This window comes from Pseudomonas sp. DCB_AW, assembly GCF_026240895.1.
Taxonomy (GTDB): domain Bacteria; phylum Pseudomonadota; class Gammaproteobacteria; order Pseudomonadales; family Pseudomonadaceae; genus Aquipseudomonas; species Aquipseudomonas kermanshahensis.
On record NZ_JAPFCE010000030.1, the window covers coordinates 13,202 to 35,555 of the forward strand.

24 protein-coding genes are annotated in these 22,354 nt (G+C 62.5%); 11 read left to right on the forward strand and 13 right to left on the reverse strand.

Translation table 11 applies throughout. The annotated features are described in order from the left end of the window. Nucleotides 1-3: 3 nt before the first annotated feature. The 10 genes from lptC (at nucleotide 4) to OO306_RS17005 (ending at nucleotide 6,269) form a co-directional block, all read left to right on the forward strand. Nucleotides 4-576, forward strand: a complete 573-nt coding sequence (lptC, locus tag OO306_RS16960; protein WP_027595609.1) for an LPS export ABC transporter periplasmic protein LptC — start codon at nucleotides 4-6, stop codon at nucleotides 574-576. Continuing rightward, nucleotides 563-1,087, forward strand: coding sequence for a lipopolysaccharide transport periplasmic protein LptA (gene lptA / locus OO306_RS16965; protein WP_027595608.1), 525 nt, complete (start codon nucleotides 563-565; stop codon nucleotides 1,085-1,087). Before lptC ends, lptA begins: the two co-directional genes overlap by 14 nt. Then, nucleotides 1,088-1,813, forward strand: coding sequence for an LPS export ABC transporter ATP-binding protein (gene lptB, locus OO306_RS16970; RefSeq protein WP_027595607.1), 726 nt, complete (start codon nucleotides 1,088-1,090; stop codon nucleotides 1,811-1,813). Nucleotides 1,814-1,988: 175 nt separating this feature from the next. Beyond that, nucleotides 1,989-3,482: an RNA polymerase factor sigma-54 gene (locus OO306_RS16975; protein WP_027595606.1), complete on the forward strand. Its 1,494-nt coding sequence runs from the start codon at nucleotides 1,989-1,991 to the stop codon at nucleotides 3,480-3,482. 79 nt (nucleotides 3,483-3,561) lie between these two features. After that, a complete protein-coding gene (raiA, locus tag OO306_RS16980; protein WP_003255135.1) occupies nucleotides 3,562-3,870 on the forward strand; it encodes a ribosome-associated translation inhibitor RaiA in 309 nt (102 codons plus the stop codon). 12 nt (nucleotides 3,871-3,882) lie between these two features. Further along, nucleotides 3,883-4,347 (forward strand): PTS IIA-like nitrogen regulatory protein PtsN, encoded by a 465-nt coding sequence (gene ptsN / locus OO306_RS16985; protein WP_027595605.1) that lies wholly within the window; start codon nucleotides 3,883-3,885, stop codon nucleotides 4,345-4,347. 2 nt (nucleotides 4,348-4,349) lie between these two features. Then, nucleotides 4,350-5,204, forward strand: a complete 855-nt coding sequence (rapZ, locus tag OO306_RS16990) for an RNase adapter RapZ (RefSeq protein WP_265969408.1) — start codon at nucleotides 4,350-4,352, stop codon at nucleotides 5,202-5,204. A gap of 20 nt (nucleotides 5,205-5,224) precedes the next feature. Then, the gene (locus tag OO306_RS16995; RefSeq protein ID WP_027595603.1) at nucleotides 5,225-5,497 is read left to right on the forward strand and encodes an HPr family phosphocarrier protein; all 273 of its coding nucleotides are present in this window, start codon (nucleotides 5,225-5,227) and stop codon (nucleotides 5,495-5,497) included. Nucleotides 5,498-5,584: 87 nt separating this feature from the next. Then, nucleotides 5,585-5,956: a type II toxin-antitoxin system RelE/ParE family toxin gene (locus OO306_RS17000; protein WP_265969409.1), complete on the forward strand. Its 372-nt coding sequence runs from the start codon at nucleotides 5,585-5,587 to the stop codon at nucleotides 5,954-5,956. Beyond that, nucleotides 5,949-6,269 (forward strand): helix-turn-helix domain-containing protein, encoded by a 321-nt coding sequence (locus OO306_RS17005; protein WP_238210372.1) that lies wholly within the window; start codon nucleotides 5,949-5,951, stop codon nucleotides 6,267-6,269. Before OO306_RS17000 ends, OO306_RS17005 begins: the two co-directional genes overlap by 8 nt. A gap of 35 nt (nucleotides 6,270-6,304) precedes the next feature. Here the strand turns inward: OO306_RS17005 and OO306_RS17010 are convergent, their stop codons facing one another. From OO306_RS17010 to pmbA, 6 genes are all read right to left on the reverse strand, one after another. Next, on the reverse strand, nucleotides 6,305-7,198 hold the full coding sequence (locus OO306_RS17010; RefSeq protein WP_027595602.1) for a ZIP family metal transporter: 894 nt from the start codon (nucleotides 7,196-7,198) through the stop codon (nucleotides 6,305-6,307). A gap of 11 nt (nucleotides 7,199-7,209) precedes the next feature. Then, nucleotides 7,210-7,821 (reverse strand): superoxide dismutase, encoded by a 612-nt coding sequence (locus tag OO306_RS17015; RefSeq protein WP_027595601.1) that lies wholly within the window; start codon nucleotides 7,819-7,821, stop codon nucleotides 7,210-7,212. A 1-nt stretch (nucleotide 7,822) separates the two neighbouring features. Next, nucleotides 7,823-8,284 (reverse strand): hypothetical protein, encoded by a 462-nt coding sequence (locus OO306_RS17020; RefSeq protein WP_027595600.1) that lies wholly within the window; start codon nucleotides 8,282-8,284, stop codon nucleotides 7,823-7,825. 49 nt (nucleotides 8,285-8,333) lie between these two features. After that, nucleotides 8,334-9,710, reverse strand: a complete 1,377-nt coding sequence (locus OO306_RS17025; RefSeq protein ID WP_099428394.1) for a lyase family protein — start codon at nucleotides 9,708-9,710, stop codon at nucleotides 8,334-8,336. Next, nucleotides 9,703-10,104, reverse strand: coding sequence for a hypothetical protein (locus OO306_RS17030; RefSeq protein WP_027595598.1), 402 nt, complete (start codon nucleotides 10,102-10,104; stop codon nucleotides 9,703-9,705). The genes OO306_RS17025 and OO306_RS17030 overlap by 8 nt, the downstream gene beginning before the upstream one ends. A 251-nt stretch (nucleotides 10,105-10,355) precedes the next feature. Further along, nucleotides 10,356-11,702, reverse strand: coding sequence for a metalloprotease PmbA (gene pmbA, locus OO306_RS17035; protein ID WP_099428393.1), 1,347 nt, complete (start codon nucleotides 11,700-11,702; stop codon nucleotides 10,356-10,358). A 108-nt stretch (nucleotides 11,703-11,810) separates the two neighbouring features. Here pmbA and yjgA point away from each other — a divergent pair, with 108 nt between their 5' ends. Further along, nucleotides 11,811-12,329 carry a ribosome biogenesis factor YjgA gene (yjgA, locus tag OO306_RS17040; RefSeq protein WP_027595596.1) on the forward strand — a complete coding sequence of 173 codons (519 nt, stop codon included), beginning with the start codon at nucleotides 11,811-11,813 and terminating at the stop codon, nucleotides 12,327-12,329. 117 nt (nucleotides 12,330-12,446) lie between these two features. Here yjgA and tldD read toward each other — a convergent pair whose 3' ends face one another. The 7 genes from tldD to mreC all read right to left on the reverse strand — a co-directional run bounded on the left by tldD (nucleotide 12,447) and on the right by mreC (nucleotide 22,341). Beyond that, the gene (gene tldD / locus OO306_RS17045) at nucleotides 12,447-13,886 is read right to left on the reverse strand and encodes a metalloprotease TldD (protein WP_027595595.1); all 1,440 of its coding nucleotides are present in this window, start codon (nucleotides 13,884-13,886) and stop codon (nucleotides 12,447-12,449) included. Between the two features lie 2 nt (nucleotides 13,887-13,888). After that, a complete protein-coding gene (locus OO306_RS17050; RefSeq protein WP_265969410.1) occupies nucleotides 13,889-14,740 on the reverse strand; it encodes a carbon-nitrogen hydrolase family protein in 852 nt (283 codons plus the stop codon). A 14-nt stretch (nucleotides 14,741-14,754) separates the two neighbouring features. Further along, entirely contained in the window at nucleotides 14,755-18,570 is a 3,816-nt protein-coding gene (locus OO306_RS17055) for a YhdP family protein (protein WP_265969411.1), read from the reverse strand. 82 nt (nucleotides 18,571-18,652) lie between these two features. Next, a complete protein-coding gene (gene rng / locus OO306_RS17060; RefSeq protein WP_027595592.1) occupies nucleotides 18,653-20,110 on the reverse strand; it encodes a ribonuclease G in 1,458 nt (485 codons plus the stop codon). 54 nt (nucleotides 20,111-20,164) lie between these two features. After that, a complete protein-coding gene (locus OO306_RS17065) occupies nucleotides 20,165-20,776 on the reverse strand; it encodes a nucleoside triphosphate pyrophosphatase (protein WP_265969412.1) in 612 nt (203 codons plus the stop codon). Between the two features lie 33 nt (nucleotides 20,777-20,809). Beyond that, complete coding sequence (mreD, locus tag OO306_RS17070) at nucleotides 20,810-21,298, reverse strand: rod shape-determining protein MreD (RefSeq protein WP_027595590.1); 489 nt, start codon at nucleotides 21,296-21,298, stop codon at nucleotides 20,810-20,812. Beyond that, nucleotides 21,298-22,341: a rod shape-determining protein MreC gene (gene mreC / locus OO306_RS17075; protein ID WP_265969421.1), complete on the reverse strand. Its 1,044-nt coding sequence runs from the start codon at nucleotides 22,339-22,341 to the stop codon at nucleotides 21,298-21,300. Before mreC ends, mreD begins: the two co-directional genes overlap by 1 nt. Between the last annotated feature and the right edge of the window lie 13 nt (nucleotides 22,342-22,354).

Consider the following 22,354-nt stretch of genomic DNA (forward strand, 5'->3'; position numbering starts at 1 on the left):
CTCATGTTCAGCAAGAAAGCCCGCAATATTGTGCTGCTCGTGGCCATCGGCGCCCTGCTGGCGGCGATCGGCTACTGGAATGTCAGCCCCGAGAGCTTCCTCGACCAGCCCACGGCCCAGGTCGACGAGAGCGCCATCGACTACTACGCGATCAATGCCCACAGCGTGCAGTTCCTGCCCGACGGCAAGTTGCAGTACGAAATGACCGCCGACAAGGTCGAACACCTGACGGCCACCGAGGTCACACTGGTGACCACGCCAGACCTGCACATGTACCGCGGCACCGAGTACCCGTGGCACGTGCAAAGTGTCCGTGCCGAGGTCAACCCGGACGGCACCGAGGTCGAGCTGATCGACCAGGTGCGCATTGCCCGCACTGACGAAAAGAAGCGTGAAACGATTATCACCAGCTCACGCATGACCGTATTCCCGCAGAAGCAATATGCGCAGACCGAGCAAGCCGTTAGAATCGACGGCGCCGGTGGCACGACCACGGGCAAAGGAATGAAAGCGTATTTGAAAGAAGGCAGGATGGACCTGCTCTCTAACGTAAGAGGACAGTATGAGGCTCGTTAAAACCCTCCCCCTTTTGCTCAGCCTGAGCGCAGCACTGGGAAGCGCGAGCGCCTTCGCACTGCCGACCGACCGTGACCAGCCTATCCGCATCCAGGCCGACAACGCGCACCTGGACGACAAGCAAGGCGTGGCCACCTACACCGGTGACGTCATCATCACCCAAGGCTCGATGATGATCAAAGGCAACACCGTGACCATGACCCGCGCCGCCAATGGCGACATCGACGTGGTCACCTCGGTGGGCAACCTGGCCTACTTCGAACAGCAGCAGAGCACCGCCAAGCCGGACAAGATGAAAGGCTGGGCCGTGACCATTCAATACCAGGCGCAGAAAGACACGGTGATCCTTACCGACCGCGCCAAGGTCGAGAATGAAGGCAACACCACTGAAGGCGAGAAGATCGTCTACAACACCAAGACCCAGGTTGCGACCGCCGGTCGTGGTGGCAACGTGACTCAACCACGTCAGCGCATCGACATGGTGATCCAGCCGAAGAAGAAGGCCGAGTAAATGGCAACCCTCAAAGCCCAGCACCTGGCCAAGAGCTACAAGGGTCGGCAAGTCGTGCGCGACGTCAGCCTGTCGATCGACAGCGGCCAGATCGTCGGCCTGCTCGGCCCCAACGGCGCCGGCAAGACCACCTGCTTCTACATGATCGTCGGCCTGGTCCAGGCTGAGCAAGGGCGCGTGCTGATCGACAACCTCGATGTCAGCCACCAGCCCATGCACGGTCGCGCGCGTGCCGGTATCGGCTACCTGCCGCAGGAAGCTTCGATCTTCCGCAAGCTGTCGGTGGCCGACAACATCATGGCGATCCTCGAGACCCGCAAGGAGCTCGACCGCGACGGCCGCCGCAAGGAGCTGGAAAGCCTGCTGCAGGAGTTCCACATCAGCCACATCCGCGACAACCTCGGCATGAGCCTCTCGGGTGGCGAACGCCGCCGTGTCGAGATCGCACGCGCCCTGGCGACCGCACCGAAGTTCATCCTGCTCGACGAACCCTTCGCGGGCGTCGACCCGATTTCCGTCGGTGACATCAAGCAGATCATCCACCACCTCAAGGCCAAGGGGATCGGCGTACTGATTACCGACCACAACGTGCGTGAGACCTTGGATATCTGCGAAACCGCCTATATCGTCAATGATGGCCGACTGATCGCCGAAGGCGACGCCGAGACCATCCTGGCCAATGAACTGGTCAAAGAGGTTTACCTGGGTCACGAGTTCCGGCTCTGACCCCGGGACGCACCTGGAGCACTGGCAAATCGACCCTGTCGGGGTTTAAGTTGTTACGGTGCTCTAGGCAAACGCTACAATTTAAGGCATAAAACTTGCTTGAATTTGGCGCTCCGGCGCCCTCGTGTAGTGGATGGCGCATGCGCGCCGGCGAACAAGGTATTAAGCCCCTGCCATGAAACCATCGCTCGTCCTAAAAATGGGCCAGCAACTGACGATGACTCCTCAGTTGCAACAGGCCATCCGCCTCCTCCAGCTCTCTACCCTGGACCTCCAACAGGAAATCCAGGAAGCGCTGGAATCGAACCCGATGCTCGAACGTCAGGAAGACGGCGAGGACTTCGACAACAGCGACCCGATGGCCGATAACGCCGAGAACAAACCGGCCGCCGAAGTCCAGGACAACAGCTTCCAGGAAAGCACCAACAGTGCCGAAAACCTGGAAGACGGCGAGTGGAGCGAGCGAATCCCCAACGAGCTGCCCGTCGATACCGCCTGGGAAGACATCTACCAGACCAGCGCCAGCAGCCTGCCGAGCAACGATGACGACGAGTGGGACTTCACCACCCGCACATCGGCCGGCGAAAGCCTGCAAAGCCACCTGCTGTGGCAGTTGAACCTGGCGCCGATGTCCGACACCGATCGCCTGATCGCCGTCACCCTGATCGACAGCATCAATGGCCAGGGCTACCTCGAAGACACCCTCGAAGAGATCTGCGCCGGTTTCGACCCCGAACTGGATATCGAACTGGATGAGGTCGAAGCGGTCCTGCACCGTATTCAGCAGTTCGAGCCTGCCGGCATCGCCGCACGCAACCTGGGCGAATGCCTGCTGCTGCAACTGCGCCAGCTACCGGCCAGCACGCCGTGGATGGCCGAGGCCAAACGCCTGGTCACCGACTTCATCGACCTGCTCGGCAGCCGCGACTACAGCCAGCTGATGCGGCGCATGAAGATCAAGGAAGACGAGCTGCGCCAGGTCATCGAGCTGGTGCAAAGCCTCAACCCGCGCCCTGGCTCGCAGATCGAATCGAGCGAGCCCGAGTACGTCGTGCCCGACGTCATCGTGCGCAAGGACAGCGACCGCTGGCTGGTGGAGCTGAACCAGGAAGCCATCCCGCGCCTGCGCGTCAACCCGCAGTACGCAGGCTTTGTCCGCCGCGCCGACACCAGCGCCGACAACACCTTCATGCGCAATCAGCTGCAAGAAGCGCGCTGGTTCATCAAGAGCCTGCAAAGCCGCAACGAAACCCTGATGAAAGTGGCCACGCAGATCGTCGAGCATCAGCGCGGCTTCCTCGACCATGGCGACGAAGCGATGAAGCCGTTGGTCCTGCATGACATCGCCGAAGCCGTCGGCATGCACGAGTCGACCATTTCGCGGGTTACCACGCAAAAATACATGCACACGCCCCGCGGCATCTACGAACTGAAATACTTTTTCTCAAGCCACGTCAGCACCGCTGAAGGCGGAGAATGCTCGTCCACAGCGATCCGCGCGATCATCAAGAAACTGGTTGCGGCGGAAAATCAGAAAAAGCCATTGAGTGACAGCAAGATCGCTGGTTTACTGGAGGCACAAGGCATCCAGGTAGCCCGTCGCACCGTCGCCAAGTACCGCGAGTCTCTCGGCATCGCACCGTCGAGCGAGCGCAAGCGACTGATGTAGCACCTGGTATGTGCCACAGCGTTTTTGGGGCAGGTGCAAGACTTGCCTCTTTATGCACGGGCAATAAAGGAGAAGCTGTATGCAAGTCAATATCAGTGGACAGCATGTAGAAGTCACCCAGCCGCTGCGCGATTATGTGCTTGAAAAGCTCGCCCGCGTGGAAAGTCACTTCGACAAGATCACTAACGTGCAGGTCATCATGAAGGTCGAGAAGCTGCAGCAGAAGGTCGAAGCGACCCTGCAGATTCCGGGCGGTGAAGTGGTAGCCAACGCGGAACACGAAGACATGTATGCAGCGATCGACGCCTTGGCCGACAAGCTCGACCGCCAACTGAAAAAACACAAGGAAAAACAGCAAAGCCTGCTGCAAGGTGCAGCTGCCCGCTGATCCCCCTCATCCATGATCCGACTTGAAACCATCCTGACCCCCGGCCGTTCCCTCGTGAACGTGCCGGGCGGCAGTAAGAAGCGCGCCCTCGAAAAGGTCGCCACCGTCATCGCCGAACAAGTGCCAGAGCTGGAGATGCAAGACGTCTTCGAAAAACTGGTCGCCCGTGAAAAACTCGGTTCGACCGGGTTCGGCAACGGCATCGCCATCCCCCACTGCCGACTCGAAGGATGCACCGCCCCGGTCAGCGCACTGCTGCACCTGGAGGCGCCGATCGACTACGACGCCATCGATGGCGCACCTGTGGACCTGCTGTTCGTCCTGCTGGTGCCCGAAGCTGCCACCGATGCGCACCTGGAACTGCTGCGCCAGATCGCCAGCATGCTCGATCGCAAAGAGGTCCGTGATCGTCTGCGTGCCGCCAGCAGTAACGAGGCCCTGTACCAGGTTGTCCTGGACGTACAGAACGAGCACTGAACATGCACCTGATCATCGTCAGCGGCCGGTCCGGCTCCGGCAAGAGCACCGCCCTCGATGTCCTGGAAGACAACGGTTTCTATTGCATCGACAACCTTCCCGCCGGGCTGCTGCCGCAGCTTGCGGAAGATGCCTTGATCAATACCGAGTTGCTGCAGCCCAAGGTCGCCGTGTCGATTGACGCGCGCAACCTGCCCAGCCACCTGACGCGTTTCCCCGAGCTGCTCGAAGAGGCCCGAGCCCGGCATATCAAGTGTGATGTGCTGTACCTGGATGCCGACGAAGACACCCTGCTCAAGCGCTTTTCGGAGACCCGTCGGCGTCACCCGCTGACCAATGCCGACCGTTCCCTGGCAGAAGCGATACGCGTGGAAAGCGACATGCTGGGGCCGATCGCCGACCTTGCCGACCTCAAGATCGACACCACCAGCCTCAACCTTTACCAGTTGCGCGACTCGATCAAGCTGCGCCTGCTCAACCAGCCAGAGCCTGGCACCGCGTTCCTGGTCGAATCCTTTGGCTTCAAACGTGGTATGCCGGTCGATGCCGACCTGGTGTTCGACGTGCGCTGCTTGCCCAACCCCTACTGGAAGCCCGAATTGCGTGAGCATTCTGGTCTCGAACAACCGGTAATCGACTACCTCGCCGCCCAGCCGGACGTCGAAGAGATGTTCAACGACATTTCCAGCTACCTGCTTAAATGGCTGCCCCGCTTCGCCGCCAGCAACCGCGCCTATGTCACCATCGCCATTGGCTGCACCGGTGGCCATCACCGGTCGGTGTACCTCACCGAACGCCTCGGCATGTTGCTGCAGCAATCCCTGAAAAACGTCCAGGTCCGCCACCGCGACCTCTAGCCCACAGGATCCACCCCACGATGCCCGCCCGCGAAATCACCATCATCAACAAGCTGGGCCTGCATGCCCGGGCGGCGGCCAAGTTCGTCGGCGTGGCCGGGCGCTTTCCCTGCCAGGTCAAGGTAGGCCGCGCGCCAGACAAGCTGGTGGACGGCAAGAGCATCATGGCGGTGATGATGCTCGCGGCAGGCAAAGGCACCCAAGTGCACTTGCTGACCGAAGGCGAACAGGACAACGACGCGCTGGACGCACTGGTCGAGTTGATCAACAACTACTTCGACGAAGGCGAGTAAAGCCCGGCAACATCCCCTGCCAATTTTCAGCATGACCAAGAGCGCGTTTGTATTTATACCTATATAGGTATAGATTAGGACGATGTCATGGATGCATTCAAACGTGTCAAACCGCTGTACTGGGTAGGAAGTAGTAAGAAGGATCTGCAGGAAGCGCCAAGCGATGTACAGGATATTTTCGGCTTTGCCCTGCATTTGGCACAAGAAGGGAGCAAACACCCTCAGGCGAAATGCCTGAAGGGCTTCACCGGTGCTGGCGTTCTGGAGGTGGTGGAAAACCACAACAGCGACACCTATCGCGCCATCTATACCGTAAGCCTGGGGGCTGCGGTGTACGTCCTGCATTGTTTCCAGAAAAAATCCAATTCAGGCATCAAGACACCCAAGCACGAATTGGACTTGATCAAGTCAAGGCTGAAGCAGGCAGTGGCTCACGCAAAAGGAACAACACATGATTGAGATCGAAGAAAGCAGCGGAAACGTCTATGCCGACCTCAACAGCGCAGACGCTGGCGAAATGCTGATAAAGGCACACCTGGCCAGCAAGATCTGCAGCATCATCAAGGCACGCCACCTGACTCAAGTGCAGGCAGCGGCAGTACTGGGGCTTCCGCAACCCAAGGTCTCCGAAATGATGCGAGGGAAGTTTCGCGGTATCAGCGAAACAAAAATGATTGATTGCCTGGCACGCCTTGGCCGCGACATTCAGATTGTGGTCAAGGCGGCGCCTCGCTCACGACGCGAGGGCCGGGTAGAAGTTATCTTCGCCTGACAACGTTGGCGAAGGGCAGCCTGCCTTCACCACATTCAAGACATCGCCGTGTCCATCACCATCATCAGGCAAAAACCGATACACAATCCCAAACTGGCCAGGCGGTGATGCCCATTGCTGCGCGACTCGGGGATGATCTCCTGGGTCACTACCAGCAGCATCGCCCCGGCGGCACACGCCAGGCCCAACGGCAACAGCAGCTCTGCCACATTTACCAGCCAGGCACAAATAACCGCTGCCACCGGTTCGACCAGGCCTGAAGCGGCACCAATCAAGAATGCCTTGAAACGCGGCATGCCCGCCCCCGCCAGCACCAGCGCAATCACCAGCCCTTCCGGCACATCCTGCAAAGCGATGCCCATTGCCAGGCTGTCGGCATCGGCCATGCCACCGCCCGCAGACACGCCAATGGCCATGCCTTCAGGAATGTTGTGGGCGATGATGGCGATCACGAACAACCAGATTCGCGCGGCGATCACCGGCTGGTTGTCCGTGCCGACCAAGGCTTCTGGCGAGGCTCCGGAGACCTTGAGGTCGACCAGGAACAGGCACAAGGCGCCAAACATCAGGCCAAAGCTGATCAGGCCGCCCGCGCCCCAAGGGCTGAAGCCGATGCCTTGCGCCGCCTCCAGCCCCGGGATGATCAGGGAAAACGCGGTGGCCGCCAGCATCACACCCGCGCCGAAGCCCAGCAGTGTGTCGGCCAGGGCTACCGGCATGTTACGAATCACCAACACCGGTACCGCGCCCAGCGCTGTCCCCAACGCGCACAATGCGCCCCCTTCGAGGGCACGCAGCATGCGCGGCTCTAGGCCCAGCCAGGCAATGCCCTGCGCCAGCAGCAATGCTGTGCCCGCCAGCAACAGCAAGGTTCCTATCGCCAGACGAAACAGACGCACGCTGCTGACGGACAACACCTGTGAACGCATACCGGATCGACTCACTTCAAGGCTTCGAGATAACGACGTTCCACTTCCGCCCAGTCGACGACGTTGTAGAAGGCACCGATGTATTCAGGGCGACGGTTCTGGTATTTCAGGTAGTAGGCGTGCTCCCACACGTCCAACCCGAGAATCGGCGTGTTGCCGTGCATCAGCGGGCTGTCCTGGTTACCGCTGCTTTCGACCACCAGCGTGTTGCCCGGGGTGACGCTGAGCCACGCCCAGCCACTGCCAAAGCGGGTCAGCGCTGCTTTGGTGAAGGCGTCCTTGAACGCGTCGAACCCACCCAGCTCGGCCTCGATGGCCTTGGCCACCTGACCGTGTGGCTGGCCGCCGCCGTGTGGCGCCATCACCGTCCAGAACAGCGTGTGGTTGGCGTGGCCGCCGCCTTGGTTGATCACGGCGCCCTGCAGCTTTTCTGGCAGCTGCTTGACCGCGCTTACCAACTGCTCCACCGGCCATTCGGCCCACTCGGTGCCTTCGATGGCAGCGTTGAGGTTGTTGATGTAGGTCTGGTGGTGCTTGCTGTGGTGAATTTCCATGGTCTGGGCATCGATGTGCGGCTCCAGCGCATCGTAGGCATAAGGCAACGCAGGCAAGGTATGTGGCATATCAATGGATTCCGTAAGCGTGGGTTCTGGGTGTCACGCCTGTTTGCGCGGCCAGCTCGCTGGCGGCGGGGGCGTGACGGTTGAGCAGGCGCTCGGTGCGCGGGTACTGTCCGTACTCGGCAATGAAACTCAGCAATTCGGTGTAGGTGCGTGAACTGTGGCGCAGCGCTGCATCCCGCAGCGCCTGGGGCAAGCGCGCTTCCTGGCTGGCCTGGAGCAGGCGCTGGTGTGCAGAGCACAGGTAGTCGGCGCTCTCGTGCGGCTGGTTCAGGCGCAGGTGCAGGTCGGCCAGGTTGTGGTGAGCGATGACGAACACCGCCACCGCTTCGTCGACGTCATGCCAGCGCTCGAACAGCACCTGGGCCAAGGCCAAGGCTTGCAGGTAGTGTTCCCGGGCATCGACCCATTCACCTTGCTCGAACAGGCGGTTGGCGGTTTCAGTGGTGCGTTTCCAGTGCTGCATGACGTTTCTCCTGAGCGCGATGGCTCGTACGCTCGGCGGTGACGCTGAGTCAGATACCGCCGGCCGTGAGTTTTTCCGGGTCCAGCAGGGCCTCGAGCTGGTCACGCGACAAGTCGGTGTGTTCCAGCGCCACGTCGATGATCGGGCGGCCCTGCTTGTAGGCGGTCTTGGCGATTTCGGCAGCCTTGAGGTAGCCGATGATCGGGTTCAGCGCAGTGACCAGGATCGGGTTGCGCGCCAGCGCCTCCTTGAGCTTGCTTTCATTGACCTTGAAGGTGGCGATGGCCTTGTCGGCCAGCAGGCGACTGACGTTGGCCATCAGCTCGATGCTTTCCAGCAGGTTGCGGGCGATCACCGGCAACATGACGTTCAGCTCAAAGTTGCCCGACTGCCCGGCGATGGCGATGGTCGCGTCATTGCCGATCACCTGCGCGGCGACCATGGCGGTGGCTTCCGGGATCACTGGGTTGACCTTGCCCGGCATGATCGACGAGCCCGGCTGCAAGCCTTGCAGCTCGATCTCGCCGAGGCCGGCCAAGGGGCCGGAGTTCATCCAGCGCAGGTCGTTGGCGATTTTCATCAGTGCCACGGCGGTGGTCTTGAGCTGGCCGGAAAGGGCCACCGCCGTGTCTTGCGAGCCGATCAGCGCAAACAGGTTTTGCCCGGGAGTGAACTCGACCTGGGTCAGGGCACTCAGCTGACGCGCGAAACCGGCCGCGAACTGTGGATGGGCGTTGATGCCGGTCCCGACGGCGGTACCGCCCTGGGCCAGCGCCTGCAAGCTCGGCAGGGTCGCCTCAATGTGCGCCAGCGCGCCGTTGATTTGCGCCGCCCAGCCGTCGAGCACCTGGCTCATGCGCACGGGCATGGCGTCCATCAGGTGAGTGCGGCCGGTTTTTACAAAGGCGTGCACCTGCACCGACTTGGCCTCGATCACCTGCACCAGGTGCCGCAACGCCGGCAGTAGCTGCTCGTGCAGCGCCAAGGCGGCACTGACATGGATGGTGGTCGGGATGATGTCGTTGCTGCTCTGGCCGCAGTTCACATGGTCGTTGGCATTGACCGCATCACCCAGCACACGGCTGGCCAGGGTGGCGATCACTTCGTTGGCGTTCATGTTCGAACTGGTGCCGGAACCGGTCTGGAACACGTCCACCGGGAAATGCTGGATGAAATCTTCCGCAAGCAGTTGCTCAACCGCCTTAACGATGGCCTGGCCCTGGTCGGCGGTCACTTGCTCCAGCTCGATGTTGGCCTTGGCCGCTGCGGCCTTGGCCAGCAGCAATGCGCGAATGAACTGGGCCGGCATGCGCTGGCCGCTGATCGGGAAGTTGTCGACCGCGCGCTGTGTCTGGGCGCCATACAGGGCCTCGGCAGGCACCTGAAGCTCACCCATGCTGTCACGCTCGATACGGGTATTACTCATCGTCTAATCCTTGCATCAGTTCATCGGGAGAAATCGAAGGCAGCAGCACGCAGTTGGCCAACTGCAGGGCGTAGGGCTGCCAGCGCTGGTTTTGTTCGCGGCGGTCGAGGTTGCGCAGGTCCAGCAACGGGCGCCAGGCCTGGTCCAGGCACAGGCAGCGCCAATGCCACGGCAGCATGCGGTCGCAGGCGGTATCCAGCAGCAGGCGGAAGGAGGTCAACGCCACCGTCCAGGACGAGGTTTCGGTGCAGCACACCAGGTAACGGCCTTCGGCCAGGTAGTGCTCGATAAGGCGCGGCTCATCGGGCTCGAGCGCGCAGCGAATGCGCCGGCTGAGCCAGCGCCAGTTTTCCAAATAGGGCAATTCGTGAAGGACGGATTTCATGAACACCATCGCCAAGCAACTGGGTAATGATATTCATTATTAAGTGATAAATAGAATCACTTCAAGTACAGATCGACTAAAGCCGTGAGGTAGGACGCATAAAAAAACCCGGCGCCAGGGCCGGGTTCTCTAAATCAGTCTTAAACAGACTGGGCTGTACCGGCCCCTTCGCGGGTAAACCCGCCCCCACAGCACCTGAAGCCAGTCGGTGATCCTGTGGGAGCGGGTTTACCCGCGAAGAGGCCAGAGCAGGTTACCTATCAGCTCCCTGCAACCGTCATTCGCTCGATCAGCACCGAGCCCGTATGGATATTGCTGCGTGTCTCTAGATCGTTACCGATCGCGACAATTTGCTGGAACATATCCTTCATGTTCCCGGCGATGGTCACTTCCTGCACCGCATGCTGAATCTCGCCGTTCTCGACCCAGAAACCCGCAGCCCCACGCGAATAATCGCCGGTCACCATGTTCAGGCCATGCCCCATCAGCTCGGTCACCAGCAAGCCACGCCCCATGCGGCGGATCAGGGCAGACTGGTCTTCGACGCCATGGGTTACGTACAAGTTGTGAACACCACCGGAGTTGGCCGTGCTCGGCAGCCCGAGCTTGCGACCGGAATAGGTGCCCAGCAGGTACGACACCAACTCACCTTTGTCGACGAACGGTTTGGCGTAGGTCGCCAAGCCATCGCCATCGAACGCGGCACTGCCCAAGGCCCGAGGAATATGCGGGCGCTCATCGAGGGTCAACCAGCTAGGGAACAGGCGCTGGCCAAGGGTGCCTTCAAGGAACGACGACTTGCGGTACAGGTTGCCGCCGGAAATCGCCGAGAGGAAGCTGCCGAACAGGCCGCCGGCCAGCTCCGCCGAGAACAGCACCGGCACTTCGCACGTTGGTACCGGGCGTGCGCCGAGGCGGCTGGCCGCACGCTGGGCCGCGCGCTGGCCGATGCTGCGCGGGTCAGCCAGCAAGGTGCCTTGGCGGTTCACGTCATACCAGTAGTCGCGCTGCATCTGCCCGTCGCCCTCGGCGATCATCACACAGCTCAGGCTGTGCCGGGTCGACGCATAACCACCGATGAATCCATGGCTGTTGCCATAGACCCGGCACCCTTGATGGGTATTGAGGGTGGTTCCATCGGCGTTGAGAATGCGGGCATCGGCGTCGAACGCCGCGGCCTCGCAGGCCAAGGCCATCTCGATCGCCTTCTCGGGTTCGATATCCCAGTCGTGATAAAGGTCCAGGTCCGGGATTTCGCGCGCCATCAACGCGGCATCGGCCAGCCCCGAGCATTCGTCTTCAGAGGTGTGCTTGGCGATGGCCAAGGCTGCGGCAACGGTCTCGCGGATCGCGTCTGGGCCACTCGCGGAGGTGCTGGCCGAGCCTTTGCGCTGGCCGACATAGAGGGTGATGCCAAAGCCCTGGTCACGGTTGAACTCGACCGTTTCGACCTCACGCTGGCGCACCGTGGTGGACAGGCCCTGCTCCAGCGACACCGCTACTTCGCAGGCACTGGCACCCTGGCGACGCGCTTCGGCGATGATCGCTTCGACCTGTTCCTGCAACGCTGGCAGGTCTTTGGGACCTACGCTCTGGACTGCACTCATGGTTCTCTCCACTCAAATTCTGCGTTCGGCGAGGGTCATTCTACGACCGGGCCGGACAAGCGGCCCCCGACTGGTTATCATGGCGGCGATTTCTAGCGGACTGCCACCATGGTTGATTCAAACGACGCCTACGACGGCGAAAAAAGCAAAACCCAGATCAAGCGCGAACTGCATGAACTGGTTGAACTCGGCGAGCGCCTCACTACGCTCAAGGCCGACACCCTGGCACGCCTGCCGTTGACCGACGAGCTACGCAAAGCGTTGGCCGAGGCCAGCAAGCACACAGCTCACGGAGCCCGCAAACGGCACATGTCGTTCGTCGGCAAGCTGATGCGCGTCCAGGACCTGGATGCCATCCATGCCTTGCTCGAACAGATGGACAGCTCGACCCGCCAGTACAACGAGCGCTTCCACGGCCTGGAGCGCTGGCGCGACCGGCTCATCGACGGTAATGACGAAGACCTCGAGCGCTTCGTCAACGAATACCCCGACACCGATCGCCAGCAACTGCGCTCGCTGATCCGCCATGCCCAGCACGAAAAAGCGCGGAACAAGCCGCCTGCTGCTGCGCGCAAGGTGTTCAAGTACATCCGCGACCTCGACGAGCTGCAGCGCGGTTTGCGTTGATGCCGTGGGGCCGCGTTGCGGCCCATTCGCAGCGCAAGGCTGCTCCTACAGGGGCATGCGATACCTGTAGGAGCAGCCTTGCGCTGCGAAAGGACCGCAAAGCGGTCCCCAACGCCATCACGCGCCAGTACCGCCAACTGTGATCGCATCCAGCTTCAGCGTCGGCTGCCCTACCCCTACCGGCACCGATTGCCCATCCTTGCCGCAGGTCCCGACACCACTGTCCAGGGCCAGGTCATTGCCGACCATCGACACGCGGCTCATCGCCTCCGGTCCGTTACCAATCAGCGTTGCCCCTTTGACCGGCGCAGTAATCTTGCCGTCCTCGATCAAGTACGCCTCACTGGTTGAGAACACGAACTTGCCGCTGGTGATATCCACCTGGCCACCACCAAGGTTGGCGCAGTAGATGCCTTTTTTCACCGAGGCGATGATTTCTTGCGGGTCGCTCTCGCCGGCACGCATGTAGGTGTTGGTCATGCGTGGCATCGGCAGGTGCGCGTAGGACTCGCGACGGCCGTTGCCGGTCACCGCCATGCCCATCAGGCGGGCGTTCAGCTTGTCCTGCATGTAGCCTTTGAGCACACCGTTTTCGATCAGCGTGGTGCACTCGGTCGGGGTACCTTCGTCATCCACGCTCAGTGAGCCACGGCGGCCTTCAAGGGTGCCGTCGTCGACGATGGTGCACAGCTTCGACGCCACCTGCTCACCGATACGGCCGCTGAACGCCGAGCTGCCCTTGCGGTTGAAGTCGCCTTCCAGGCCATGGCCCACCGCCTCATGCAACAACACGCCCGACCAACCCGAGCCCAGCACCACCGGCAAGGTACCCGCCGGCGCAGGAATCGCTTCCAGGTTCACCAGCGCTTGGCGCAAGGCCTCACGGGCATAGCCCATGACCTTGTCTTCGGTGAAGAACCGGTAGTCGGTACGCCCGCCACCGCCCTGGCCACCGCGCTCGCGGCGGCCATTCTGTTCGACGATGACACTGACGTTGAAACGCACCAGCGGGCGCACGTCGGCGGCCAGGCTGCCATCAGCCGCGGCGATGAGAATGCGCTCCCAGACCCCGGCCATGCTCACGCTGACCTGCTGGATACGCGGGTCCAGCGCACGGGTCGCCGCGTCGACACGCTTGAGCAGGTCGACCTTTTCGGCGCGCGTCAGCACATCCAGCGGGTTGTCCGGGGCATACAGGGCGGTCACATCCTGGCTACGGAACGCCTGCACTGTGCCATTCTGCCCAGCGCGGGAAATCGAACGCGCGGCGCGGGCCGCCGAGGTCAAGGCTTCCAGGTTGATGGCATTGCTGTAGGCGAAGCCGGTCTTTTCACCGGATTGGGCACGTACGCCCACGCCCTGATCCAGGTTGAAGCTGCCCTCTTTGACGATGCCGTCCTCGAGCGCCCAGGTTTCTGAGATCTGGCCCTGGAAATACAAGTCGGCGGCATCGATGCCCGGGCCGGCCAACTCACCCAGCACAGCCTGCAGGCTGTCCAGGGTCAATCCGCCTGGGGCCAGGAGCTGCTCGCTGACGGTGGATAACATCTGGCTCATAGTCACTCCGAGGTGTGCGCAGGCCGCAAGGCGTCCTGCGAGAAAAAGCGCCGGTGCGATACCACCGGCATGCGCGCCCGAATGGACGCTTGTTCGTCAATGTCGCGCTCGGCGAGCAATACCGCTTCGCCCTGCGCCTGCTGCGCAACGATCCGCCCCCAAGGGTCGATGATCGCTGCATGGCCATGGGTTTCTCGTGGCCCTGGATGGGTGCCGCCCTGCGCTGCGGCCAACAGGTAGCACTGGGTCTCGATGGCACGCGCGCGAATCAGCACATCCCAGTGCGCCGCCCCCGTCACCGCCGTGAAGGCGGCAGGTGCGGTGATCAGTTCTGCCCCGGCTGCGCGCAGTGCGCTGTACAACTCGGGGAAGCGCAGGTCATAGCATACGCTCAAGCCCAGGCGCCCCACCGGGGTATCGGCCACCACCACCTGTGCGCCATGGGCATAGTCGTCAGACTCGCGATAACGGCCGCGGTTGTCGGCGACGTCCACGTCAAACAGGTGCAACTTGTCATAGCGCGCTGCCACTTCACCGTGTTCATCGATCAACAACGAGCAGGCATGGGCCTTGGCATCAGGTTGGCCGACCGGTGGCAACGGCAACGTGCCGGCGACAATCCATAACTTGAGGTCGCGCGCCGTGCGTTTCAACCAGGGCACGATCGGCCCTTCCCCCAAGGCTTCAGCACGCCCGATCGCCGCAGCATCCTTGCGCCCCATTGCAGCGAAGTTCTCTGGCAGCACGGCCAGGCGTGCGCCACCGAGCACGGCCTGCTCAAGCAGGGCGCCGGCCCGCTGCAGGTTGGCCAGCACGTCGTCCTGGCTGACCATCTGGATCACCGCTGCCTTCATGAATACTCCTGGCGCTATTTCTCGAAAGGTTTCACAAATGTGATTCTAGGCTCTTTCCACGGCCCCTCGACGCGGTAATGCACGCTGGCAAAGCGTGAGACCCGGTCGCCGATCAACCGATCCACAAGGAACAGCGCGCCCCCGACCGCTGGAGCACCGACGATCAAAGCGGCCAGCGGCAGGTTGTTGGTGACCGGCAGGGTCACTTGCAGGTTGGCATCCACCCGGTCACGGACCATGTCCAGGGTGCCCTCGAGCTCGAAATTGCTCGAAGGGCCGGTCACCGTAATCGGTTCACGGGTCACGTACACGCCATTACTGGCCACCAGCAGGCCTTTGACCCGGTCATAGGCCAGGCCTTTTTCGAACAGGTCGGAGAAGTCCAGGCGCAGGCGACGGCCGATGGAGTTGAAATTGAGCAGGCCGAACACGCGCAAGGCCTGGGCACTGCCTTCGACTTCGACAAACTGGCCGGTACGCAACGCCGCGTCCATGCTCCCGGAGAAGCGGTTCAGGCCCACCCAGGCAGGCGAACCGGGCCAACGGCCATCGACATCCAGGCGGAAATCGCGGCTGGTTACGGTAGGCGCGAACCCCCACGCCTTGAGCACATCAGCCAGGTTCTTGCCATCCAGGCGCCCTTTGTACCAGCTGCTGGTGCTGCCCGGCTGGCCTTCCCAGCCACCGCCGCCGTCGATGCGCAGGCCTTTGAAGTCCAGGTCAATATCGTCTGCCGAAACGCCGCGCGTGGTTGGGCGCAGCTTGATCGAGGCGCTGCCGAACAGGTCGTCGCCGCGGTAGAGCTTGTCGATGCTCAGGTCCAGCGCAGGTACCTTGCGCGGGTCGAACGAGGCCAACGGGTCAGGCCCTTCCTCGGCCTGGGCCTGGGCCGGGTCGGCCGCCGGCAGGCGCAAGGTCTGCAAGCGAATCGACATGGGCGCGCCCTTGGCATCCGGCACGCGTGCGTTGCCGATGACTTCCTTGCTGTCCAGCCGCAGGTCCCACGCCGGGCCACCTCGGGCCAGGCGTACCACCGCCTGGTTGAGGTCCATGCCGAAGGCCTTCAGTTGGCCAATGCTCAGGTCGACGCTTTGCAGGATCTGCCGCGCACTGCCACCTGGGTCATCACCGCCCAGGCTGGCCACCTTGGCCTGCCAGGGGGCCAGGTCGAGTGTTTCCAGGCGCCCACGTACGCGCAAGCCCTGGCCGGCCGGTACTTGCGCCTGCCCCGTGCCCAGCAGCAATTCGCCGCGGCCCTGGGCCAGTTTGTCGGAAGGCGCGGCATAGGCGAAGCGCGCGAGGTCGGCATAACCGGCGTCAATGCGCCGCTCCGACCCTTGCAGGTTCATGCTGAAACGGCTGTCGCGGGTGTCCGCAGCGGCCTTGCCGAAGGGCGCAGGCAAGTCGATGGCAAGGCCCTTGAGTGAGGAATTGACGCTAAGGCTGTTGTCCCGGCTGCCCAGGTTGAGCTGCAACTGGTACGGCAAGTCGCCCGAGGCCGGCAAGGCCTGGTTGAATTGCAGCCACTCGGTCAGCGCCTTCAGCGCGACCTGGCCATTGGCGTTGATGCGAGTCTGCATCTGCCCTGGCGCGCCCTCGGCAACGATCTGCGCGGTGACCGGCTTGCCGAACGCCTGCAAGCTGATGTTCTTGCCACTGAGCCCTTTGTCCAAATCGAAGCTGAAATCGCCCTTCAGGCGGTTCAACTCCAGGGTAGGCGGGGCCACCTTGAGGCGGGCATCAGCGGTGGCGAAGTCCACCTGAACCTTGGGCCGTTCCCCATGGGCCAGAGGGATATCGAGCTTGACCTTGCCCTTGAGCGGGCCCTCGCCTTCCCAGCCGGCGAAGATCTCGCCCGTGCCGATCGGCGCCTCTTTGAGAATTTTCAGGCCGTCGTCCAGGCCGCCGTCGAAATCGCCATCGAGATATAGGTGGCTGTGCTGGTCACCCTCGACGTGGGGGATATCGACACTGACGTCACTGACCTTGGTGTCGAGCAACAGGCCATGGTGTGCCTTGATGCGCACACCGCTGTCCTCGATCAGCACATCACCGTCCACCTGCTGCACCTGTGGCCAGCCGGGCTGGAAGTCCAACACCGCGTCGCGCACCTTGAAGAACAGGCTGATACTGCGCGCCTCTGGCGCGGCGCCATGGTTCAGCGAGCCCTGGTACTGGAAGTAGCCCTCGTCCACGGTGCCTTTGACGATCGCACTGCGCAGCCATTCGTCGAGGGCCGGGCTCAGCACTTCGGGCAGGTACTTGGCCGTGTAGCGGCCATCGCCCTCGGTCAAGCCGACGCGCAGGTCCATGTAGTCTTCGCGGCCCTCTTCGAACAGCAGGCGAATGAGGAAGTCACCGGCGATCTTGCCCTCCTCGCCCAGTACCTTCAGGTAGGGCGCGACGAGGGTGAAGCCTTCTTTGTCGAGGGCCCAGGTCAGGCGCGCATTGGCCTGCTGGTAATGCCAGGGTTTGGCGAAGATCGGGTACAGGTGCAGCATGAACGCATCAGTATCCAGCCGCAGCTCGCCGTGGCCCAGGTCACCACTGACGCTGCCGCTGACATTGCCGGCCGCCGGGGCACCGTGGTAAGCGTTGAAACCAACCTTCTCCAGGTTGGCGGCAAACTGCAGGCGCTGGTCGCCTTCGGCTTTGGGCCGCGCCTCCAGGCGCACGTTGCGCAGCGCGCCGGTGACGTTCAGGCCATCAACCACGGCCATGAGGTTGTCCGGCAGCGGTGCCAAGGCATCGATCAACGGGGTCAAGGGGGTGAGGTCGAGGCGGTCGGCCTGCACTTGCCAGCGCTCATCAGCGGGGGCCTGCCCTGGGCGCTGACGTAACTGAAGGTGGGATTCCCAACGGTTCTTGCCGATATTCATGGCCAGGGAATCGACCATCACATCAAAACCTTGCTCGTTGCGCTGGAACCACGCAGACAACGCCAGGTTCTCCAAGGTCGCGGCTTTGCGCTCGGCATAAGCGCCTTGTAGCTGGGGCGCATTGAGCCGGACCACGGCTTGCTGCAACTGGCCTTTGCCCCAGTCGACCCAGAACTCGCCACCCGCGCGCAATGCGCTGGCGTGCCACTTGCCCAGCAGGCTCGGCGGCAACCAGCGTGCCCAGTCGCTTTGCGGCAGGCTCAGGTAGGCGGCAACCTGGCCATCGCGCCAGGCCTCGGCCGACGCGCGGCTGCGCAGGTTCAGCGCCAGGGGCTGGCCGTCAGGCAGCGTGGCGCGCAGGTCGAGGGCCTGGCGCGAGGCACCGGCCTGCAAGCCCACGCTCACGTAGGTCAAGGTCAGGGGGTCGCGCTGCCAGGGATGCAGGGTTACCTGGCTGTCGAACACATCGATGCGCCCCAGTTGGCGCAGGCGCTGCAGCAACTCGGCGGGGTCGAGCGGGGCATCATCCTTCTTCGGCAGCCCTTCGAGGTTCCAGGCGCCTTGCGCGTCTTCGCGCAGGATCAGTTGCAAGCCACCCAGTTGGATACGTGCCAGGCGTACCTCACGGGAGGTCAGGCTGGCCCAGAGGTCTGGCACCAGCTTGACCTCGTCCAGGCGCAACGCGCCAGCACCTTCGCCCAATTGCAGGTCGCGAACGCGCAGTACAGGCGCAAGCCCGCTCCAGCGGCCCTCCAGGGCACCAACGTGCACCGGCAAGCCCAACGCTTGCTCGGCCTTGTGCTCGACATCGGCCCGGTATTCGGCCACCAGCGGCACCAGTTGCCGGCCAACGCTAACGTACAGCGCCACCAACACCGCCAGCAGCGCGCAAATGCCCAGCCCCCAGCGGGTCGAGGCGACAAGAACGCGGTTCAGACGTCCCATGGCCATGGCCCTCCAGGTCGTTTATCCATGATGGCCCTAAGTGCCGGTTTTGCCAGCCCGGCCATCCTGTGGCGCGTTTCGCGAAACCTCAGAGCAGCACCACATCGTATTGTTCCTGCGAGTACATCGACTCGACCTGGAAGCGGATAGTTCGGCCGATGAAGGTTTCAAGCTCCGCAACGTTGCCGGACTCCTCGTCCAGCAGCCGGTCGACCACCTTCTGATTGGCCAGCACGCGGTAGCCCTCGGCCTGATAGGCACGTGCCTCGCGCAGGATTTCACGGAAGATTTCGTAGCAGATGGTCTCGGGGGTTTTCAGCTTGCCGCGCCCCTGGCACGCCAGGCACGGCTCGCACAGCACCTGCTCGAGGCTCTCGCGGGTGCGCTTGCGGGTCATCTGCACCAGGCCCAGCTCGGTAATGCCAATGATGTTGGTCTTGGCGTGATCTCGCTCGAGCTGTTTTTCCAGGGTGCGCAGCACCTGGCGCTGATGCTCTTCATCTTCCATGTCGATGAAGTCGATGATGATGATGCCGCCGATATTGCGCAGGCGCAGTTGCCGGGCAATGGCGGTGGCAGCTTCTAAGTTGGTCTTGAAGATGGTCTCTTCGAGGTTGCGATGGCCGACAAAGGCACCGGTGTTGACGTCGATGGTGGTCATCGCTTCAGCCGGGTCGACCACCAGGTAGCCACCGGATTTGAGCGGCACCTTGCGCTCCAGGGCGCGCTGAATCTCGTCTTCGACGCCGTACAGGTCAAAGATCGGCCGTTCGCCAGGGTAATGCTCGAGGCGATCGGCGATTTCGGGCATCAGTTCGCCGACGAACTGCGTGGTTTTCTGGAACGTTTCGCGCGAATCGATGCGGATTTTCTCGATCTTCGGGTTGACCAGGTCGCGCAGGGTACGCAGTGCCAGGCCGAGGTCTTCGTAGATTACCGTGGGTGCGCCGCAGCTCTGGATCTGGCTGCCGATCTGTTCCCACAGGCGGCGCAGGTAGCGGATGTCCTGGAGGATTTCTTCCGCGCGCGCGCCTTCGGCGGCAGTACGCAGGATGAAACCCCCGGCATCCTTGATGTTCTCGCTGTCCATGCAGCTGCTGACTACCTGCTTGAGGCGATCACGCTCAGCTTCGTCTTCGATCTTCAGGGAAATACCGACATGGCTGCTGCGCGGCATGTACACCAGGTAACGCGAAGGGATCGACAACTGCGTGGTCAGGCGTGCGCCCTTGGTGCCGATCGGGTCTTTGGTCACCTGTACCACCAGGGCCTGGCCTTCATGCACCAGCGCGGTAATGTTCTCTACCGCCGAGCCTTCGCGCTGGGAGATCTCCGAGGCGTGGATGAACGCCGCACGCTCCAGGCCGATGTCGACGAAGGCCGCCTGCATGCCGGGCAGCACGCGCACCACCTTGCCCTTGTAGATATTGCCGACGATGCCGCGGCGCAGGGTGCGCTCGACGTGCACTTCCTGCAGCACCCCGTTTTCCACCACCGCCACACGTGACTCCATCGGGGTGATGTTGATCAGGATCTCTTCACTCATGGCAGGCTCTCGTCAAAGGTCTTGGATAATGATGGATCGCGTACGCGGTACTGGCTACCGCGCGTTTGTTACCTCTGAAGAAAGCGCGGGCAATTGCCAGCAGGCAATGCCGAACTGGGCCAGCAAATCGGCGGTCTCGCTCAATGGCAAGCCGACCACTGCGGAGTAGCTGCCCGTCAGGGCGGTGACGAATACCGCCGCCAGCCCCTGGATGGCATAGCCACCGGCTTTGTCGGCAGGCTCGCCGCTGGCCCAATAACGGGCAGCTTCATCGGCGCTGATGGTACGAAAACGGACGTTGCTGGTGACGCACAGGCTTTGCCTGCGCTGGCCATCGCTCAGGGCGACAGCCGTCAGCACTTGATGCTCGCGGCCAGACAGGTCGGCCAGCATCGCCAGGGCATGTTCGCGGTTTTCGGGTTTGCCGAGAATACGGCCTTCGAGGACCACCGCCGTATCTGCGCCCAGGACGACAGCAGGGCCCTGGAGGCAGGCCAGGCCAGCCTCAGCCTTGGCCCGGGCAAGGCGCTCGACATAGGCTGCGGCGCCTTCGTCGGCGAGCGGGGTTTCATCGATGGGGGCGCTGACCGTGGTGAACGGTACGCCGATCTGGGTCAGCAATTCACGACGACGTGGCGAGCCAGAGGCCAGGTAAAGCGGGTTCATGTAGACATCTCCCTGTCAGTCGCGGCAACGCCGTCAATTTATACGCAAGCGTCGGCGCAGGTCGCGCAGGGCAAAGCTGATCCATGGCCAGAGCAAGGCACTGATGACCGCTGACCACACCAGCGCCAAGGTCGGCAGGCGGTTACCGGTCAAGGCACTGAGCCACAGCTGGATCAACTGGGCAATACCGAAAATCACCAGAATCACCAGGCTCTGCTGCCACATCGGGAACATGCGCAGGCGCTGTTGCAATGACAGCACCAGGAAGGTGATCAAGGTCAGGATCAGCGCGTTCTGCCCCAGCAAGGTGCCATACAGCACATCCTCGGCCAGCCCTAGCACAAAGGCCGTGGTCATGCCGACCTTGCTCGGTACCGCGAGTGTCCAGAACGACACCAGCAGCGCCAGCCACATAGGCCGGAACACTTCCATGAACTGCGGCATCGGCGAAACGCTGAGCAGCAGGCCGATGGCGAACGTCAACCAGATGACCCAGCCATTATTACGGCGTGATGCAGCCATCATTGCCTCCGAGGTTGGGCGGGCGCTGCCGCAGGCGTGGCGGGCGCTGCAGGGGCCGCGGTGGGCTGCGGGGTAGCGGCTGCAGGTGCTGCAGGCGTCGCCGCCGGAGTAACAGGTGCGCCCTGCTCGCCATTGGCGCCAGGCTGGACGCCCACCGATGTGCCTTTGCGATCGGCCTCTTCCTGCGCGATCGCAGCGTCAGTGGCGCGTTGCTCCGGGCTGCGTCGGTCGCTGAACACCAGCAGCATGTAGCGGCTGCGGTTGAGCGCGGCAGTAGGGATGGCACGAACGATCGCGAACGGCTGGCCGGAGTCGTGAATCACTTCATTGACCGTGGCCACCGGGTAACCCGCGGGGAAGCGCTGGCCCATGCCGGAACTGACCAGCAGGTCGCCTTCCTTGATGTCGGCGGTATCGGCCACATGGCGTAGCTCCAGGCGCTCAGGGTTGCCGGTGCCACTGGCGATGGCGCGCAGGCCGTTGCGGTTGACCTGCACCGGAATGCTGTGGGTGGTATCGGTCAGCAGCAGTACCCGCGAGGTGTAGGGCATCAACTCGACCACTTGGCCCATCAGGCCGCGGGCATCGAGCACCGGCTGGCCGAGGAACACGCCATCGCGCTCGCCCTTGTTGATCAGGATGCGGTGGGTGAACGGGTTAGGGTCGACGCCGATCAACTCGGCCACTTCAACCTTTTCGTTGACCAGGGCGGATGAGTTGAGCAGTTCACGCAAGCGCACGTTCTGCTCGGTCAGGGCCGCCAGCTTCTGCAGGCGCCCCTGCAACAGCAGGGCCTCGGTCTTGAGTTTTTCGTTTTCCGCGATGAGTTCGGTACGGCTGCCGAACTGGCCTGCCACGCCTTGCCACAAACGCTGCGGCAAATCGGTGATCCAGTACGACTCCATCAATACCAGGCCCATCTGGCTGCGCACGGGTTTGAGCACGGCAAAGCGCGCATCGACCACCATCAGCGCGACCGACAGCACCACCAATACGAGCAGACGAACGCCCAGCGAAGGGCCCTTGGAGAAAAGCGGTTTAATGGGCCGTTCCTCG

Bases quoted from the DNA above. Each gene is read 5' to 3' on its own strand.
- lptC (WP_027595609.1), top strand. From the start codon at position 4: ATGTTCAGCAAGAAAGCCCGCAATATTGTGCTGCTCGTGGCCATCGGC.
- lptA (WP_027595608.1), top strand. From the start codon at position 563: ATGAGGCTCGTTAAAACCCTCCCCCTTTTGCTCAGCCTGAGCGCAGCA.
- lptB (WP_027595607.1), top strand. From the start codon at position 1,088: ATGGCAACCCTCAAAGCCCAGCACCTGGCCAAGAGCTACAAGGGTCGG.
- OO306_RS16975 (WP_027595606.1), top strand. From the start codon at position 1,989: ATGAAACCATCGCTCGTCCTAAAAATGGGCCAGCAACTGACGATGACT.
- raiA (WP_003255135.1), top strand. From the start codon at position 3,562: ATGCAAGTCAATATCAGTGGACAGCATGTAGAAGTCACCCAGCCGCTG.
- ptsN (WP_027595605.1), top strand. From the start codon at position 3,883: ATGATCCGACTTGAAACCATCCTGACCCCCGGCCGTTCCCTCGTGAAC.
- rapZ (WP_265969408.1), top strand. From the start codon at position 4,350: ATGCACCTGATCATCGTCAGCGGCCGGTCCGGCTCCGGCAAGAGCACC.
- OO306_RS16995 (WP_027595603.1), top strand. From the start codon at position 5,225: ATGCCCGCCCGCGAAATCACCATCATCAACAAGCTGGGCCTGCATGCC.
- OO306_RS17000 (WP_265969409.1), top strand. From the start codon at position 5,585: ATGGATGCATTCAAACGTGTCAAACCGCTGTACTGGGTAGGAAGTAGT.
- OO306_RS17005 (WP_238210372.1), top strand. From the start codon at position 5,949: ATGATTGAGATCGAAGAAAGCAGCGGAAACGTCTATGCCGACCTCAAC.
- OO306_RS17010 (WP_027595602.1), bottom strand. From the start codon at position 7,198: ATGCGTTCACAGGTGTTGTCCGTCAGCAGCGTGCGTCTGTTTCGTCTG.
- OO306_RS17015 (WP_027595601.1), bottom strand. From the start codon at position 7,821: ATGCCACATACCTTGCCTGCGTTGCCTTATGCCTACGATGCGCTGGAG.
- OO306_RS17020 (WP_027595600.1), bottom strand. From the start codon at position 8,284: ATGCAGCACTGGAAACGCACCACTGAAACCGCCAACCGCCTGTTCGAG.
- OO306_RS17025 (WP_099428394.1), bottom strand. From the start codon at position 9,710: ATGAGTAATACCCGTATCGAGCGTGACAGCATGGGTGAGCTTCAGGTG.
- OO306_RS17030 (WP_027595598.1), bottom strand. From the start codon at position 10,104: ATGGTGTTCATGAAATCCGTCCTTCACGAATTGCCCTATTTGGAAAAC.
- pmbA (WP_099428393.1), bottom strand. From the start codon at position 11,702: ATGAGTGCAGTCCAGAGCGTAGGTCCCAAAGACCTGCCAGCGTTGCAG.
- yjgA (WP_027595596.1), top strand. From the start codon at position 11,811: ATGGTTGATTCAAACGACGCCTACGACGGCGAAAAAAGCAAAACCCAG.
- tldD (WP_027595595.1), bottom strand. From the start codon at position 13,886: ATGAGCCAGATGTTATCCACCGTCAGCGAGCAGCTCCTGGCCCCAGGC.
- OO306_RS17050 (WP_265969410.1), bottom strand. From the start codon at position 14,740: ATGAAGGCAGCGGTGATCCAGATGGTCAGCCAGGACGACGTGCTGGCC.
- OO306_RS17055 (WP_265969411.1), bottom strand. From the start codon at position 18,570: ATGGCCATGGGACGTCTGAACCGCGTTCTTGTCGCCTCGACCCGCTGG.
- rng (WP_027595592.1), bottom strand. From the start codon at position 20,110: ATGAGTGAAGAGATCCTGATCAACATCACCCCGATGGAGTCACGTGTG.
- OO306_RS17065 (WP_265969412.1), bottom strand. From the start codon at position 20,776: ATGAACCCGCTTTACCTGGCCTCTGGCTCGCCACGTCGTCGTGAATTG.
- mreD (WP_027595590.1), bottom strand. From the start codon at position 21,298: ATGGCTGCATCACGCCGTAATAATGGCTGGGTCATCTGGTTGACGTTC.